At 72.9% G+C, this 13717-nt stretch carries 12 protein-coding genes, 1 tRNA gene and 1 pseudogene; 7 read left to right on the top strand and 7 right to left on the bottom strand.

Translation table 11 applies throughout. The features are described 5' to 3' along the window. The first annotated feature begins 4 nt into the window (after window positions 1–4). From FF100_RS13345 to FF100_RS13355, 3 genes are all read left to right on the top strand, one after another. Window positions 5–89, top strand: a tRNA-Leu gene (locus tag FF100_RS13345). Window positions 90–240: 151 nt separating this feature from the next. Further along, the gene (locus FF100_RS13350) at window positions 241–441 is read left to right on the top strand and encodes a hypothetical protein (protein WP_139036146.1); all 201 of its coding nucleotides are present in this window, start codon (window positions 241–243) and stop codon (window positions 439–441) included. 173 nt (window positions 442–614) lie between these two features. Then, the gene (locus FF100_RS13355) at window positions 615–1733 is read left to right on the top strand and encodes an aminotransferase class V-fold PLP-dependent enzyme (protein WP_139036147.1); all 1119 of its coding nucleotides are present in this window, start codon (window positions 615–617) and stop codon (window positions 1731–1733) included. Window positions 1734–1951: 218 nt separating this feature from the next. Here FF100_RS13355 and FF100_RS13360 read toward each other — a convergent pair whose 3' ends face one another. From FF100_RS13360 to fliL, 5 genes are all read right to left on the bottom strand, one after another. Next, window positions 1952–5359, bottom strand: a complete 3408-nt coding sequence (locus tag FF100_RS13360; protein WP_139036148.1) for an ATP-binding protein — start codon at window positions 5357–5359, stop codon at window positions 1952–1954. 72 nt (window positions 5360–5431) lie between these two features. Further along, window positions 5432–6427, bottom strand: coding sequence for a MotE family protein (locus FF100_RS13365; protein ID WP_342778999.1), 996 nt, complete (start codon window positions 6425–6427; stop codon window positions 5432–5434). Beyond that, complete coding sequence (locus FF100_RS13370) at window positions 6424–7074, bottom strand: DUF6468 domain-containing protein (RefSeq protein ID WP_139036149.1); 651 nt, start codon at window positions 7072–7074, stop codon at window positions 6424–6426. Before FF100_RS13370 ends, FF100_RS13365 begins: the two co-directional genes overlap by 4 nt. Before the next feature lie 41 nt (window positions 7075–7115). Beyond that, window positions 7116–8330, bottom strand: coding sequence for a flagellar motor switch protein FliM (gene fliM, locus FF100_RS13375; protein WP_048436196.1), 1215 nt, complete (start codon window positions 8328–8330; stop codon window positions 7116–7118). Between the two features lie 129 nt (window positions 8331–8459). Next, window positions 8460–8969, bottom strand: a complete 510-nt coding sequence (gene fliL / locus FF100_RS13380; RefSeq protein ID WP_139036150.1) for a flagellar basal body-associated protein FliL — start codon at window positions 8967–8969, stop codon at window positions 8460–8462. 278 nt (window positions 8970–9247) lie between these two features. Between fliL and flgF the strand changes: the two genes are divergently transcribed. From flgF to flgH, 4 genes are read left to right on the top strand one after another with little or no spacing between them, the layout of a single operon-like run. Then, window positions 9248–9994: a flagellar basal-body rod protein FlgF gene (gene flgF / locus FF100_RS13385; RefSeq protein WP_139036151.1), complete on the top strand. Its 747-nt coding sequence runs from the start codon at window positions 9248–9250 to the stop codon at window positions 9992–9994. A gap of 15 nt (window positions 9995–10009) precedes the next feature. After that, window positions 10010–10801 carry a flagellar basal-body rod protein FlgG gene (gene flgG, locus FF100_RS13390; protein ID WP_139036152.1) on the top strand — a complete coding sequence of 264 codons (792 nt, stop codon included), beginning with the start codon at window positions 10010–10012 and terminating at the stop codon, window positions 10799–10801. Window positions 10802–10809: 8 nt separating this feature from the next. Next, a complete protein-coding gene (gene flgA / locus FF100_RS13395) occupies window positions 10810–11856 on the top strand; it encodes a flagellar basal body P-ring formation chaperone FlgA (protein ID WP_139036153.1) in 1047 nt (348 codons plus the stop codon). A gap of 11 nt (window positions 11857–11867) precedes the next feature. Next, window positions 11868–12605 (top strand): flagellar basal body L-ring protein FlgH, encoded by a 738-nt coding sequence (gene flgH, locus FF100_RS13400; RefSeq protein WP_139036154.1) that lies wholly within the window; start codon window positions 11868–11870, stop codon window positions 12603–12605. A 303-nt stretch (window positions 12606–12908) separates the two neighbouring features. Here flgH and dksA read toward each other — a convergent pair whose 3' ends face one another. Then, window positions 12909–13328, bottom strand: coding sequence for an RNA polymerase-binding protein DksA (gene dksA, locus FF100_RS13405; RefSeq protein ID WP_048444005.1), 420 nt, complete (start codon window positions 13326–13328; stop codon window positions 12909–12911). A gap of 159 nt (window positions 13329–13487) precedes the next feature. Next, window positions 13488–13717, bottom strand: a pseudogene (locus tag FF100_RS37035) (hypothetical protein); the annotation flags it as partial.

Below are 13717 nucleotides of genomic sequence, written 5' to 3' on the forward strand. Positions count from 1 at the left end.
TCGGGCCCAGGTGGCGGAATTGGTAGACGCGCTGGTTTCAGGTACCAGTGGTGCAAGCCGTGGAGGTTCGAGTCCTCTCCTGGGCACCAACACCTCGAAGGTGTTGATGCCTCCCGCGATGCGGTCGTAAATTACCTTCTCATCCAAGATCGATCCTGGTCCCCGGCCCAATCGGCGGTCGCGGCGGGCCGAACCTCATCGGGCGAGCCGCGTTGGCCTGCGCCGACCGGAGGATCGTTCATGCCCGACAGAAGCGAAGACCTGCTCACCGCCCGCCCGCACCTGACCCGTCGCGACGAGGACACGGCCGCCGCCAAGGCCGGCGTGACGCCGGCGGACCACGACGCAGCCCGGAAAACCGACGCCCTCGATCCCGGGACCAGCACCACCGGCGAGGAGCCGCGGCGCCGCTCCGCCCCGGCGGGCGAGGGCGAGGTCTGACCCGGGGGCGCGGCTGAGCGAGGGATCGGCCGGGCCGTCGAAGGTCCGTCCGGGCCTCCTGCTCCGGGCCACGGCGTGGTAGGCGCTCGAAGCCCCGGTCCTCCCACGCCGTTCGGTGAGCCCCCGCGCAGCCCGCCTGCCCGTCCGGGTGAACGGCCGAAAAGGTGCTCAGCATGGACGCCATCGCTCTCCTGCCGTGCCAGCGGCACCTGTTCGAGGTTCCGGACGACGTCAGCTACCTCGACGCGGCGGCGTGGTCGCCGCTGCCCCGGGCGGTCCGCGAGGCCGGAGAAGCGGGCCTGCTGGTGAAGAGCCGGCCCTGGGCGCACCCGCGCGAGGCGGTCCCGGCCCAGGCCGAGCGGGCGCGGGCGGCGGCGGCCCGGCTCGTCGGCGCGACGGCCGACGACGTGGCGATCGTGGGATCGGTGAGCCACGCGATGGCCACCGCCGCGGCGAACCTGCCCGTCGCGCCGGGCGGGCGCGTGCTGCGCGTGGCCGACGAGTTCCCGTCGCTGCGCTACGCCTTCGATCGGCTCGCCGCGGCGCGGGGCCTGATCGTCGAGGACGTTCCCCGCCCCGGCGACGGCGACTGGACGGCGGCCCTGCTGGCGGCGGTCGAACGTCCCGGGGCACCGCCCGTCGCGCTCGCGACCCTGACGCCGTCGCACTGGACCGATGGCGGGCTGATCGACCTCGACCGGCTCGCGCCGGTCCTCCACGCCGCGGGGGCCGCGCTGGTGATCGACGCGACCCAGGCGGCCGGGGCCGTGCCGGTGGATGTGGGCCGCTGGCGTCCCGATTTCCTGGCCTTCCCGACCTACAAGTGGACGCTCGGTCCCTACGCGCTCGCCTTCCTGTATGCCGCGCCGCACCGGCAGGACGGCGCACCGATCGAGGAGAACAACGGCAACCGCCCGCCCGCTTTCGGCGCCCGGCGCTACGACCGGGGCGAGTTGAACGACCCGGTCCTGTTGCCGATGGCGGCGGCCGGGCTGGACCTGGTCCTGTCCCTCGACGTGTCGGCGGTGGCGGCGCGCCTGCGTCTCCTCACCGACCGGCTGGAGGAGGGCATCGTCGGGCTCGGCCTCTCCGCGGCGGCGAGGCACCTGCGCGCGCCGAACATCCTCGGGCTCCGCGCGCCCGGCGGCCTGCCCCTCGGCTTGGTGGATCGCCTGCGACGAGAGGGCGTCTACGCCAGCGAGCGATCCGGGGCGCTGCGGCTCAGCCCGCATGTCTGGGCCGACGAAGGCGACGTCGACCGCTGCGTGGCGGCCTTGCGCCGCGCTCTGTGATACCGCCGCGCCTTCGAACGGATCGGTTCGACAGCGCAAGGCAAGCCCGAACGGGCGCCGGCGCTGATGCGCCGGACGCCGTGGCATCGACCTGTCGATGCCACGGCGCGAGGGTAGAAGGCCTCCCTGCGGCAGCCTGGACAAGGGTGCGCGCCGTCGATGCCGGTTGACCGGCTCCACGCGCCCGAGATCGCCGTGGGACGGCCGGTGACGGTGCCTCAGCCCGGAGCCGCCCCGCCGCCGCCGCGGGCCTCCGGTGCCGGGGCGCCGGAGGGCGGGGCATCCTCCGGGCTCGGCTTCGGCCGCTCGGGGGCGGCACTCTCGGGGTAGCGGGTGCGGTAGGCGCGCAGGAACTCGGTCAGGGTCTCGGCGCTGGTTGCCTGGCGCACGAGGCTGCGGAAGGCGGCCGTTCCGGCGGCGTTCGGGGCGACGACGAGGCCGAAGGTGCGGGCATCCGGGCTGTCAGCCATCTTCGGGGTGTATTTCGTGCGCAGCCGGTCGAGGCTCAGTGGATCCTCGGCCAGCGCGTAGGCGATCGCCGCTCGCATCACGTCGTTGCGCTCCGCGTCGGACAGGGGACCGGCATCGCGCCAGCGGGTGCCGAGCAGAGCCTCGTGCGCCTCGCCGGCCTCGCGCCAGCGGCGGGCTCCCCACAGGATGTCGCCGCGCAAATGCGCCGCCTCCGGGCTCGCGTTGCCGTCGAGCAGCTCGAGGGCGAGGTCGGTGCGCGACAGGTCGGAGAGGGCGCGGGTCTCCAGCAGGAGGCGCGCGTCGCGGATCGGCCCCGGCAGTTCCGGCAGACGGGTGTTCTGCAGCACCTTCAGGGCCTTCAGCGGCTCCCCCTCCATCAGCCGCACGGTGGCGAGCCGCGCCGCCACGCTCGCCCGCGCCGCCCCGGTGAGGCGGTGATCGACCTGGTGCTGGAGCAGGTCGCCGGCGGCGTCGAGGAGGTCGAGGGCGACGAGGCGGTCGGCCAAGCGTCGCACGATCTCGTCGCCCTGGCGGCCGACCGGGGTGAACTCCTTGAAGTCGTAGAACAGCGCCAGCGCCTCGATCCGCCCGAGGCTGTCGCCGCGGTCCGACAGGAACAGGCCCGAGAACAACGCCACCGTGTCATCGTGCAGGCCGCGGGTCGCGGGATGGTCGGGATAGAGGCGGTTGGCCTTGCGGGCGGTCGCGAAGGCGTCGCGCCAGCGGCCGGCCACGGCATAGAGCCGGCCGAGCCGGGCGAAGGCCTCCGCCTCGGCCTCGCCGTGCCAGATCAGCGTCAGGCGCTCGAGCCGGTCGATCGCGACCTCGGGCGTCATCGTGCCGGACGCCCGCCCGAGATCGACCAGCCGCAGGATCGCCTGGACGGCGACCGGCGGCGCGGCGGTCTCGGCGAGCTGCTGGTAGGCGCGGCGGGCCTCGCCGTCCTGGCCGATCGCCTCGGAGAACCGCGCCTTGACGTAGGCGAACCGGTCGCGCGGCAGCGGGCCCTCGACCAGCGGCGTCACGGCGGTGATCGCCCGCTGGGCGAAGGCCGGGTCCTTGGCGTCGAGCGCCGCCTCGGCGGCCGCGAGGTAGAAGGTCAGCTGCAGGTCGTCGGGATAGGCCTCGATCACCGGCAGGCCGGTCTTGAAGGCGGCGAGCGCTGCGGCGCTGCGCCGGCCGCGCGCATCGACGAGACCGCGCCAGAGCCGCAGTTCCGGGTCCTGCGCCTGCTTGCCGTCGGGCGTGAGGAAGCCGGCGGCCCGCGCCTCCTGCCCCATGCCGAGGGCCGCGATAGCCGAGAGCAGCCGCACCGGCCGCTCGGAGGCCAGGGCGACGTCCTGCCGGGCGGCGAAGGCCAGCACCCCGGCGGCCTCGGCCGAGAAGCCGTTGGCGAGGAGCACACGGGCGAGATCGATGCGGGCGGCGGAACGGGCCGGCCGCTCGGCGCCGGCGGCGGCGGCCTCGGCGGCGCGGATGCGCGCCCGCGCGTCGCCGCGCTGGTCCTCGCGCCAGCGCTCCGGCTGCACCATCAGGGCGGACGCGGATTGGGCGCCGGCCTCCGGCGCCTCGGCCACCGTCGGCGAGACCGACAGGCCGCCGGGCCGGGTGATCGACACCTCGTTGAGGCCGGGGCGCACGGCAAGGTCGTCCGCCGCTGCCAGCACCGCTACGCCCTGGCGGCTCGGCAGGAGCTCGAACTCGACGAAGCGGCCGCGCTTCGGCACCCCGGCGACGCGCGGGCCGCGGGCGGTCACCACGGCGATGCGCTCGCCGTCGCGCTCGAGCCAGAGCGCACCGCCAGGACGGGCGAGCGGCACCGCCACCGCGGGCTTGCCGGCGGGATCGGCGCTGCGCTGCGGCGCCAGGGCATCGCCGCCGGGCGCGGAGCCATCGCCGAGCACCAGGTCCCAGCCCTGCCCCTCCCCCGCCGCGAGCTGGGCGAGGGTGCCGGGATCGAGCCGCAGGCGTAGGATCGTGAAGGCACCCTCGCTCTTCGGCCCCTCGGCGAGGCTCGCCGGCGCCCCCGCGGGCAGGGCTGGCAGTCCGACCGCCGCCTGCGTCTCGAAGACCAGCGTGGCGAGGCCGCCACGCTCGAACAGGGCCGCGGGCGGCCGGGCCGTGAAGGGGAAGGCGATACGCAGGCCCTGCCCGACCCGGGCCATCCGGGCCTGGACAGGCCCGGCGGGAGCCGGCGGCTCCGGCTCCGCCGGGGCGGGAGCCGCGGCCGGGGCGCGGGCCGCGGCCGACGCTGCGTCAGAGGCCTTCTCCGGCTGCGCGCTCGCCGTGTCGGAGGCCGGCTTCTCGACCGAGGGTTTTTCGGACGCGGGCTTTTCGGAGGTGGACTTTTCGGAGGCGGACTTGCTCGCCGGCTTCACGAGATCGAGGACGTAGGAATCATCCTCGCGGTAGCCCTCCGCCGCATAGCCGTCGGCGAGCCGCAGAATCAGCCGGGCGGCCTCCGCGCCCGCCTCGGTGCCGAGCGTCGTCACAGCCGGTCGCAGGGCGACCCGGGCATCCGAGGACTCGACCGTATAGGCGCCGGGGATGCGCAGGCGGATCTCGGAGCCGGCGCGCTCCATCCCGACCTCGGTGTCCTTCGGCAGGCGGACCGAGAGCCGGGTCAGGGTGGGCAGGTGCGCCACTTCGAGGCGCAAGGGAACCGGGCGCTTCGCGGTCCGGGCCGCCTCGCGGCGCAGGCGCTCGCTCAGCTCCTCCGCCCGGCGGGTCAGATCGGCGAGCACGTCGGGCGGCAGGCCCGGCGGCAGGCCGGTCCAGCCCTCGGGCATCAGGTCGATGAAGACCCGCTCGCCGGCCTCCAGCACGTTGATCCTGTAGGGCGCCTGGAGCGCGACCCGCAGGCCCGCGCCGTCCGGGTCGCGCCGGACCTGGGTCACGTAGGCCGGCATCTCGGCGGCCAGGCGGTCGCGCTGGCCGGTCACCGGCTCGCGGAAGGTGACCACCAGGACGCCGCCGGTGACCTTGGCGGCCACCTTGACGTTGTGGTCGAAGGTGAGGGCGATGCGCCCGTAATTCCTCTGCTCGCTGCCCTGGATCGCGACGAGCTGGGCCGCCTCGGCCGCGCCCGCTCCGGCGGCCAGCCCCGCCAGCGCGATCAGCGCCGCCGCGCGGCGGCTCCTGCCCGTCGAACCCATCGCATCCGCCCGATATCCCGTAAGGCGGCACCATGCCGGCACAGGGCTAATGAGCGATTAAGCGGGGCGCTCTCAGCGCGTCCCGTCGATCGCCGGCAGCTCGCCGGGGGGCAGGCCCGGGGCGGCGGCAGCGGATTTCGGGCCGCCGGCGCCGCGGGCGCGCTGGGCGAGCGCGACGGTCAGCCGCTCGGCGGCCTCGGGCTGCATCACCGCCAGCACCTCGGCCATCTTGCGCGGGTTCATGCCGGTCACCACCGGCACCAGCACGTCGAGCTTCAGCCGGTCGAAGACCCGGGCGGCCTCCTTGGGCTTCATCGTCTCGTACATCGTCACCAGGGACTTGAGCCCCGCGGCCTCGGCCTCGGCGCGCTTCGTCACCGCGTCGTCGCCCTTCTGCTCCAGGGTCTTGAGGTCGTTGATGCGGGTCTCGAGCTTGCGCTCGGCATTCTCGATCAGCTGCTCGCGCGTCTCGAGGTCGCGCGAGCGCTGCTGCAGCGCGTCGCGCCGGGCGCCGAGCTTCTCGAGGATCGCCCGCTCGGCGGACGAGACCGGCTCGGCGGCCGGCCGCCCCGGCTCGGGGGGCGGGGGCGCCGCGGCCGGCGCCGGGGCCGTCTCCTTGGGCGAGACCGAGCCGGTGATCGTCGGGTCGAGGGGCTCGTAGCCCGAGCGGGCATGGACCAGCAATTCGGCGAAGCGGGCACCGGTCGAGGGCCCGGCCTCGAGCACGGCCAGAACCTTCAGGAGCAGCAGCCCCGAAGCCGCCACCGCGACGGCATCGACGAGGCGCAGGCGGAGCAACGGCCCGCGCCACGCCGCGTTCGTCATCAAGCGCTGCACCAGGACCGCGACCGAGGCGGGGGCCTGCGGGAGCTTCGCCGGCAGCCCGGCGGCGGGCTTCGGCGCGGCGGCTGTCGCCGCAGCGGCATTGCCGGGGTGGGCCTTGGCGGCGTCGGTCTTGCCCGGACTGGCCGTGGCCGCGTCGGCCTTGGCGACGGGCGCGGCTCCAGCGGCACCCGGGTCGGCCGCCGGCAGCCCGGCGAAGCGGCGCAGGAGCAGCGCGAGGGTCATGCGGCCTGGGCCTGCAGGCGGCTCAGGGCCCGCTCACTGAGGGCGCGGGCGGCGGCGGCGGCGGCGCCGAGGCGCTCGCTGGTCGAGACCGGCCGCGGCTCGGGCGCGGGCGGCACCGGGGCGGCCTGCGGCGCCACCGGCTGGACGGGAGCCTGGGCGAAGGAGGCCGGCATCGGGGCGGCCTGCCTCGCAGCCGGCTGGGCCGCGGCTCCGGGCGCCGGCTGGGCGAAGGCCGCGGGCGCTTGTGCGAAGGCCGCGGGCGCTTGTGCGAAGGCCGCGGGCGCTTGTGCGAAGGCCGCCATCTCGCCCGGCGCCGCCGCCCGGGCCTGGGCGACGATGCGGCCGATGCGCGAGAGGACCTCGTCGCCGGCCTGGAGCTGGGCCGCGAGATCGGAATTGGTGCGCTCGGCCAGGCGCAGGCGCTCGTCCAGGGTGCGGTCGCACTCGGCCAGCGTGGTGCGCAGGCCCGTGATGGCCCGCTCGGCCGATTCGGTCGCCATCAGCAGGTCGCCGATGGTCTGGCGCATCGCGGTCTCGTCGCCCTTCAGGCGCGTGATGCGGCGCCCGAGGCTGACCGAGGTGGCGATGCAGGCGACGAGCAGGACAGCCACCAGCAGGTCGGCCAGGATGCTGACGATCAGGCTCACGACGCGGCCTCGTTTCGGAAGAGGGACAGGGACATGCGGCTCTAGCCGTCCTTGCGGTTCTGCATCGAGGCCTCGAAGGCCGCGAAAGTGGTGCGGGCGCGCCGCAGGGGGCGCGTGACCTGCACGGCGATGCTGTCGTCGAGCCGGCCGATCCGGCCCTGCGTCATCGCCCAGTCGCCGCAGCGCAGGGTGATGAGGTCGGCGGGCTTGGCGTCGAACATGATCGTGTCGCCGACCTCCAGCGACAGTACCCGGCGCAGCGGCAGCGACATCTCGTGCAGGACCGCCTCGACGGCGACGTCGGCCTGGAAGATCTCGGTGGCGAGGTGCCCTTCCCAGATGTGGTCGCGGCCGAGCTTCTCGCCCATGAAGCTCTGGAGGAGCAGGTCACGGATCGGCTCGATCGTGGCGTAGGGAAACAGGATCTGCAGGAGGCCGCCGCGGCCCTCCATGTCGAGCTTGAGGTCGATCAGGATCGCGGCGTTGGCCGGCCGGGTGATGGTGGCGAAGCGCGGGTTGGTCTCGATCCGGTCGATGAGGAAGCGCACCGGCGACAGCGGCTGGAACGAGGCCTCGAGGTCGCCGAGGATGATCTCGACCATCCGGCGCACCAGCTGCATCTCGATCGGCGTGAATGGCCGCCCGTCGAGGCGGATGCTGGTGCCGCCGCGCTTGCCGCCGAGCAGCAGGTCGAGGGTCGAGTAGGCGAGGTTCGACTCGACCGTGACGAGGCCCGAATTCTCCCAGGCATCGGCCCGGAACACGCCGAGCAGGGTCGGCAGCGGGATCGCGTTCAGGTAGTCGCCGAAGCGCACCGAGGTGATGTTGTCGAGGGTGACCTCGACGTTGTCCTGGAAGAAGTTGCGCAGGGACGTCGACAGCAACCGGATCATCCGGTCGAAGACGATCTCGAGCATCGGCAGGCGCTCGTACGAGACGACGCCCGAATCGACGATGGCCCGGATGCCGCCCGCGCCCGAAGCCGAGAGCTCGCGCAGCGAGAACCCGAGGACCTGGTCGATCTCCTCCTGGTTCAGGATGCGGTCGTTGCCGGCGAGCTCGGGGAGGTTCTCGGCCTCGCCCTCGTCGATCATGTTGGCCCATTCGGCCGCCATGTCGCTCGCCTGGGTGGCGGTGCCCTGCTCGGCCAGGGCCGCGCCCCATTCCTCGGCGAGGGAGGCGTCGCCGCCGCCGCCCTGCTCGATCAGGGCCGCCGCCCAGTCGTCCTCGTCGATGGTGTCGTCAGGTCCGGCCACGGCAGCCTCGAATCCTAGAGCATTTTCCGACGAAGTGGACGCCGGCTCGTCGCAGAAAATGCGGCACAATCGATGATTTGGAGCAAGGTCCGATCATGCCGCGATCGGGTGTTGCGCCACGTGAGAGGCCTACTGGATGGTGAAGTCCTTGAAGAGCACCGCGTCGACCTTGGCGGGATAGACCGCCACGTTGACCCGCCGCAGCAGCTCCTCCCGCAGGCGGTAGGTGCCGCCCGCCGCCTCGAAGTCGCCGACGCGCAACTCGCGCACGAAGACCTGGAACGTGTCCTCGACCCGCGGCATCAGCGGCTGGATCTCGGCCACCACCTTCGCATCCCGCACCTCGAGGGCGACCTTCAGGCGCAAGAAGCGCGGCTGGGTCTGCCCCGGCTCGGGCAGCAGGTTCATGGTCATCTCGCGGACGTCCATGAACGCCACCGGCAGCTTCTGCTCGACGGCGGGCTTCTCGGCATGCGCCGCGCGGCTGCGCATCACCATGAAGCCGCCACCGCCGCCGGCCGCCAGCAGCAGGGCGGCGCCGCCGATGATGATCAGCTTCTTCTTGGACCCGCCGGCGGGGGCCGCGCCCTCCTCGCCCTCGGCCTCCGGAGCCGGAGCCTTCTTCGGCTTCTTGGCCATCGCCCGCTGCCCAACCCCTTGGAAAACCCGTTGCCGGGACAGGCTGCAGAGTGCGCGAAGACGGTTAACGCGTCGTTAAGGCGGCAAATTCTGCCCGGTCGAACCTGCCGGGTCGGCACGAAACGACCCGTCCGGGGCGTGCCTCCGATTAACCAAGCATTTGCCATGACAACGAAATTCGCGCAGCCGCAGGCTGGCACGGCCCCTGCGATCGTCCGGTCGGGTCCGCCGCTGGGGAGCGGGGTGGCCCACCATCACGCATCGTCGGGGAGTAGCCGGTGCAGAATGCTCAATTGATCGGGCTCTCGTCCCAGATGGCTCTCGGGCGCGAGCTCGACGTCATCGCCAACAACATGGCCAACGTCACCACGACGGGCTTCAAGGCGCGCGCGACGCGCTTCCAGGAATACCTCATGCCGAAGGCGAGCGCGGAGACCTTCCAGCGCCCCGACCGCAAGCTGTCCTACGTCATCGATTCGGGCACGCCGCTCGACCTCTCGCAGGGGCCGATCGAGGCGACCGGCAACCCGCTGAACGCGGCGATCCGCGGCGAGGCGTTCTTCGCCGTGCAGACGCCGCAGGGCGAGCGCTACACCCGCAACGGCGCCTTCGAGCTGAACCCGCAGGGCCAGATCGTGACGAGCGACGGCTACCCGGTCCTCGGCGACGGCGGTCCGATCCAGATCGGCCAGCAGGAGACCGGCTTGGCGCTCGGGCCGGACGGCACCATCTCGACCAACCAGGGCACCCGCGGCCGCTTGCGCCTCGTCACCTTCGCCAGCCCGCAAGCGCTGACGAATGCCGGCGGCAACCTCTATTCCTCGCAGACGCCGCCCGTTCCGGCCGGCCCGCAGGGGCGGATCGAGCCGGGCGCGCTCGAGCGCTCGAATGTCCGCCCCGTCCTCGCGATGACCCGGATGCTGGAGGTGAACCGCACCTACCAGCTCGTCTCCGACACGGTCTCGCGGCTCGATTCGTTGCGCGGCCAGGCGATCCAGCGCCTCGCCGATGTCGGCTCGGCATAAGGGGAGCGTGAGACGATGCGCGCGCTCTACGCCGCCGCCACCGGCATGGCGGCCCAGGAACTTAACGTCCAGGTCATCTCGAACAACATCGCGAACCTGCGCACCACCGGCTACAAGCGCCAGCAGGCGCATTTCCAGGACCTGCTCTACCAGAACCTGCGCCGGGCCGGCACCGCGACCTCGGACCAGAACAACCAGCTGCCGGCGGGCCTCGCCCTCGGCTCGGGCGTGAAGACCACCTCGACCGCCCGGGTGATGTCGCAGGGCACCCTGACCTCGACCGAGAAGACCTACGACATCGCCGTGCGCGGCGAGGGCTTCTTCCAGGTCACGATGCCGGACGGGCGCACCTCCTACACCCGCGACGGCTCGTTCGACCTCGATTCGCAGGGGCAGATCGTCACCCGCGAAGGCTACCTGATGAACCCGAACATCACGGTGCCGAACAACGCCACCGCCGTCACGATCAGCGCCTCGGGCATCGTCCAAGCTCAGATCCCCGGCCAGACCGCGCCGCAGAACCTCGGCCAGATCCAGATGGCCCGGTTCGTCAACAAGGTCGGCCTCGAATCGATCGGCGACAACCTGTTCGTCGAGACCCTGGCCTCGGGGCCGCCGATCACCGGCAATCCCGGCACCGACGGGTTCGGCAACCTTCAGCAGAGCTACCTCGAGGAGGCCAACGTCAACGCGGTCTCGGAGATCTCCTCGCTGATCGCCGCGCAGCGCGCCTACGAGATGAACTCGAAGGTCGTGACCGCCGCCGACCAGATGCTGTCCACCACCTCGCAGATGTTCCGCGGATGAGCGCCCCGATGATCCAGCCCGCTCTTCCGTCTCCCGCGGCCCGCCGCGCGCTGCTCGGGCCCGGCGTCCTGTCGCGCACCGCGCTCACCCTGCTGGCGCTCGGCCTCCTCACCCTGCCGGTGCTCGCCGGCGAGGCCCCGCGCCTCGCGCTCAAGGGCGACATCACCGCCGAGCGCGACGTCATCACGCTCGGCGACCTCGTCGCCGGGGCGCCGCCGGCCCTGGCCCAGAAGGCGCTGTTCCGGGCGCCGGCTCTGGGCACCTCCGGCACGATCCAGGTCCGGCGCATCGTCGAGGCGACGGCCGGGCTCGGGCTCGACGCGCCGGAGAGCGGCGGACGGCTGCAGATCGCGGTGCAGCGCGCGGCCCGCCGCATCGCGGCACCCGAGATCGAGGGCGCCGTCCGGGCGGCGCTCGCCAAGGTCCGCGGCCTCGATTCCGGCTTCACGTCGATCGCCTTCGACGGCGAGCCGCCGGTGCTGACCGTGCCGCCGGACCTGATCGCCGCCGCGACCGCCCAGGAGGTCACCTACGATCCGCGCAGCCGCCGGGTCACCGCCCTGGTGGTGGTCGGCGAGCGCCAGGCCTCGCTGCGGGTGTCGGGCCAGGTGGTCGAGATGGCCGACGTCGCGGTGCTGACCCGGTCGATCAACCGGGGCGAGACCTTGTCGGCCCCCGACATCGCGGTCGAGCGCCGCCCGCGCGAGGGCCTGCCGGCCGACATCGCGGCGGACGCCGCCGCCTTCGTCGGCCAGGTGGCGCAAAAAGCCCTCGGCGCCGGCACGGCGCTCCGGGCCGGCGAGCTCGGCCGGCCGGACCTCGTCGCCCGCGGCGAGGCGGTGACCATCGTGTACGAGACCCCCGGCGTGGCGCTGGCGCTGCGCGGCCAGGCCCGCGACGGCGGCCCGCTCGGGGCGGTGATCGGGGTGATCAACCCGGTCTCCAAGAAGGTGATCCAGGCCACCGTGATCGGCCCGGGCCGCGTCACCGTGGCGCCGATCGTGCCGGTGACAGCAATGGCCGCTCCCGGCCGCCTCGCCTCGGCCCGGCCCTGAGGAGACGCCCGATGTCCGTCTCCCGCCTCGCCATCCTGTGCCTCGCCGGCGCGCTCCTCGCCGGCTGCAACACCGTCGACCGGCTGTCCAACATCGGCGCGACGCCGGCGCTCTCGGCGATCGAGGACCCGACCGCGCAGGCCGGCTACCGCCCGGTGCGGCTGCCGATGCCCGACGTCCAGCCGGTCTCCTACGCCTCGAACTCGCTCTGGCGCACCGGCTCGCGCGCCTTCTTCAAGGACCAGCGCGCCGCCAAGGTCGGCGACCTCGTCACGGTGAAGATCAACGTCACCGACAAGGCCAACCTCAACAACGAGACCAAGCGCTCGCGGGCGAACAGCGAATCGTTCGGGCTGCCGAACGCCTTCGGGCTCGAGACCAAGACGAAGCTTCTCGGCGGCCTCGATCCGGAGAAGATGCTCAAGACCGAATCCGTCACCAGCAACGACGGCGCCGGCTCGGTGCAGCGGGCCGAGACGGTGACCACCAACGTGGCGGCGATCGTCACCCAGGTGCTGCCGAACGGCAACCTGGTGCTGGAAGGCCGCCAGGAGATCCGCATCAACTTCGAGGTGCGCGAATTGATCGTCGGCGGCGTGGTGCGGCCGGAGGACATCGAGTCCGACAACACCATCGATTCGAGCAAGATCGCCCAGGCCCGCATCGCCTATGGCGGCCGCGGCCAGATCACCGACGTGCAGCAGCCGCGCTACGGCCAGCAATTCCTGGACGTCGTCCTGCCGTTCTAACGAACGGTGCCGTTCTGGCGAACGGCGCGGTTCGCCAGGACGGCCTCGAGGATCCCGCACCGGGCGGCACGCTCCCCCCCTGAGCCGCCCGGACGCGGCGCGGCCCCGGCACTCCCCGCCGGGGCCGCTCTCGTTTTCGGTGCCGACATGCGTTCGGCCGGGACGCGGCTCACGCCGCCCCGGTCGAATCACGCGGCGAGGAGAAAGGCGCGCCTCACCATACGCATCCCCCCTCCCCCCTGCCGCAGCGGGGATCGGGGTGCCAGCCGTCACGGCGATGGTGAGGCGAACCCGCAGCCCGGCTCAATCGTCCCGGTACACCCGCTCGCGGCGCTCATGGCGCTCCTGGGCCTCGAGCGACAGCGTCGCGATCGGGCGGGCTTCCAGGCGCTTGAGCGAGATCGGCTCGCCGGTCTCCTCGCAATAGCCGTAGGAGCCGTCCTCGATCCGGGCGAGCGCCGAGTCGATCTTGGCGATCAGCTTGCGCTGCCGGTCGCGGGCCCGCAACTCGATCGCCCGATCGGTTTCAGACGAGGCGCGGTCGGTCAGGTCGGGGTGGTTCTCGTTCTCGCTCTGCAACGCGACCAGGGTGTCCTGGGCCTCGCGCAGAATGTCTTGCTTCCAACTCTGGAGCTTGCGGCGGAAATACTCCCGCTGACGCTCATTCATGAAGGGCTCGGCGTCATTGGGGGCGTAGCCCTCCTCGATCACGATCTTCGCCATCGCGCCCCTCGGAAAACCGATGTTGTCCTGACTGCTGCCGATGCATGGCCGCAGCCCACTTGGCGCAGCCCTATAATAGAGGCTGCACGACATCACAATGTCCCCCGCACGATACGCAAGGACCGGACCAGGGGACGGCGGCGCTCTGCTGCAATCGTGTCACGGTCCTGAACCTTCTGCACCACCCGCCCGGGCGCCGAGCGCCGCCGCGATGTCGGCCTCCAGCTGCCGGGCGACGGGGTGGCGGTAATGGCTGCCGTCGAAGAACAGGTCGGGTCCGTGCAGCGCGGGCCGGTCGCCGGACCAGTCGACGACGCGGCCCCGCGGCGCCACCGCGGCCGCCAGCGCGGCGCGGCACGACGCGGCCGCCGCCGCCCGGGGCGTGCCCG

The organism is Methylobacterium terricola, from assembly GCF_006151805.1.
Lineage (GTDB): Bacteria > Pseudomonadota > Alphaproteobacteria > Rhizobiales > Beijerinckiaceae > Methylobacterium > Methylobacterium terricola.

Excerpts from the sequence above, each read along its gene's own strand:
- FF100_RS13350 (WP_139036146.1), top strand. The coding sequence starts at position 241 with ATGCCCGACAGAAGCGAAGACCTGCTCACCGCCCGCCCGCACCTGACC.
- FF100_RS13355 (WP_139036147.1), top strand. The coding sequence starts at position 615 with ATGGACGCCATCGCTCTCCTGCCGTGCCAGCGGCACCTGTTCGAGGTT.
- FF100_RS13360 (WP_139036148.1), bottom strand. The coding sequence starts at position 5,359 with ATGGGTTCGACGGGCAGGAGCCGCCGCGCGGCGGCGCTGATCGCGCTG.
- FF100_RS13365 (WP_342778999.1), bottom strand. The coding sequence starts at position 6,427 with ATGACCCTCGCGCTGCTCCTGCGCCGCTTCGCCGGGCTGCCGGCGGCC.
- fliL (WP_139036150.1), bottom strand. The coding sequence starts at position 8,969 with ATGGCCAAGAAGCCGAAGAAGGCTCCGGCTCCGGAGGCCGAGGGCGAG.
- flgG (WP_139036152.1), top strand. The coding sequence starts at position 10,010 with ATGCGCGCGCTCTACGCCGCCGCCACCGGCATGGCGGCCCAGGAACTT.
- flgA (WP_139036153.1), top strand. The coding sequence starts at position 10,810 with ATGATCCAGCCCGCTCTTCCGTCTCCCGCGGCCCGCCGCGCGCTGCTC.
- flgH (WP_139036154.1), top strand. The coding sequence starts at position 11,868 with ATGTCCGTCTCCCGCCTCGCCATCCTGTGCCTCGCCGGCGCGCTCCTC.
- dksA (WP_048444005.1), bottom strand. The coding sequence starts at position 13,328 with ATGGCGAAGATCGTGATCGAGGAGGGCTACGCCCCCAATGACGCCGAG.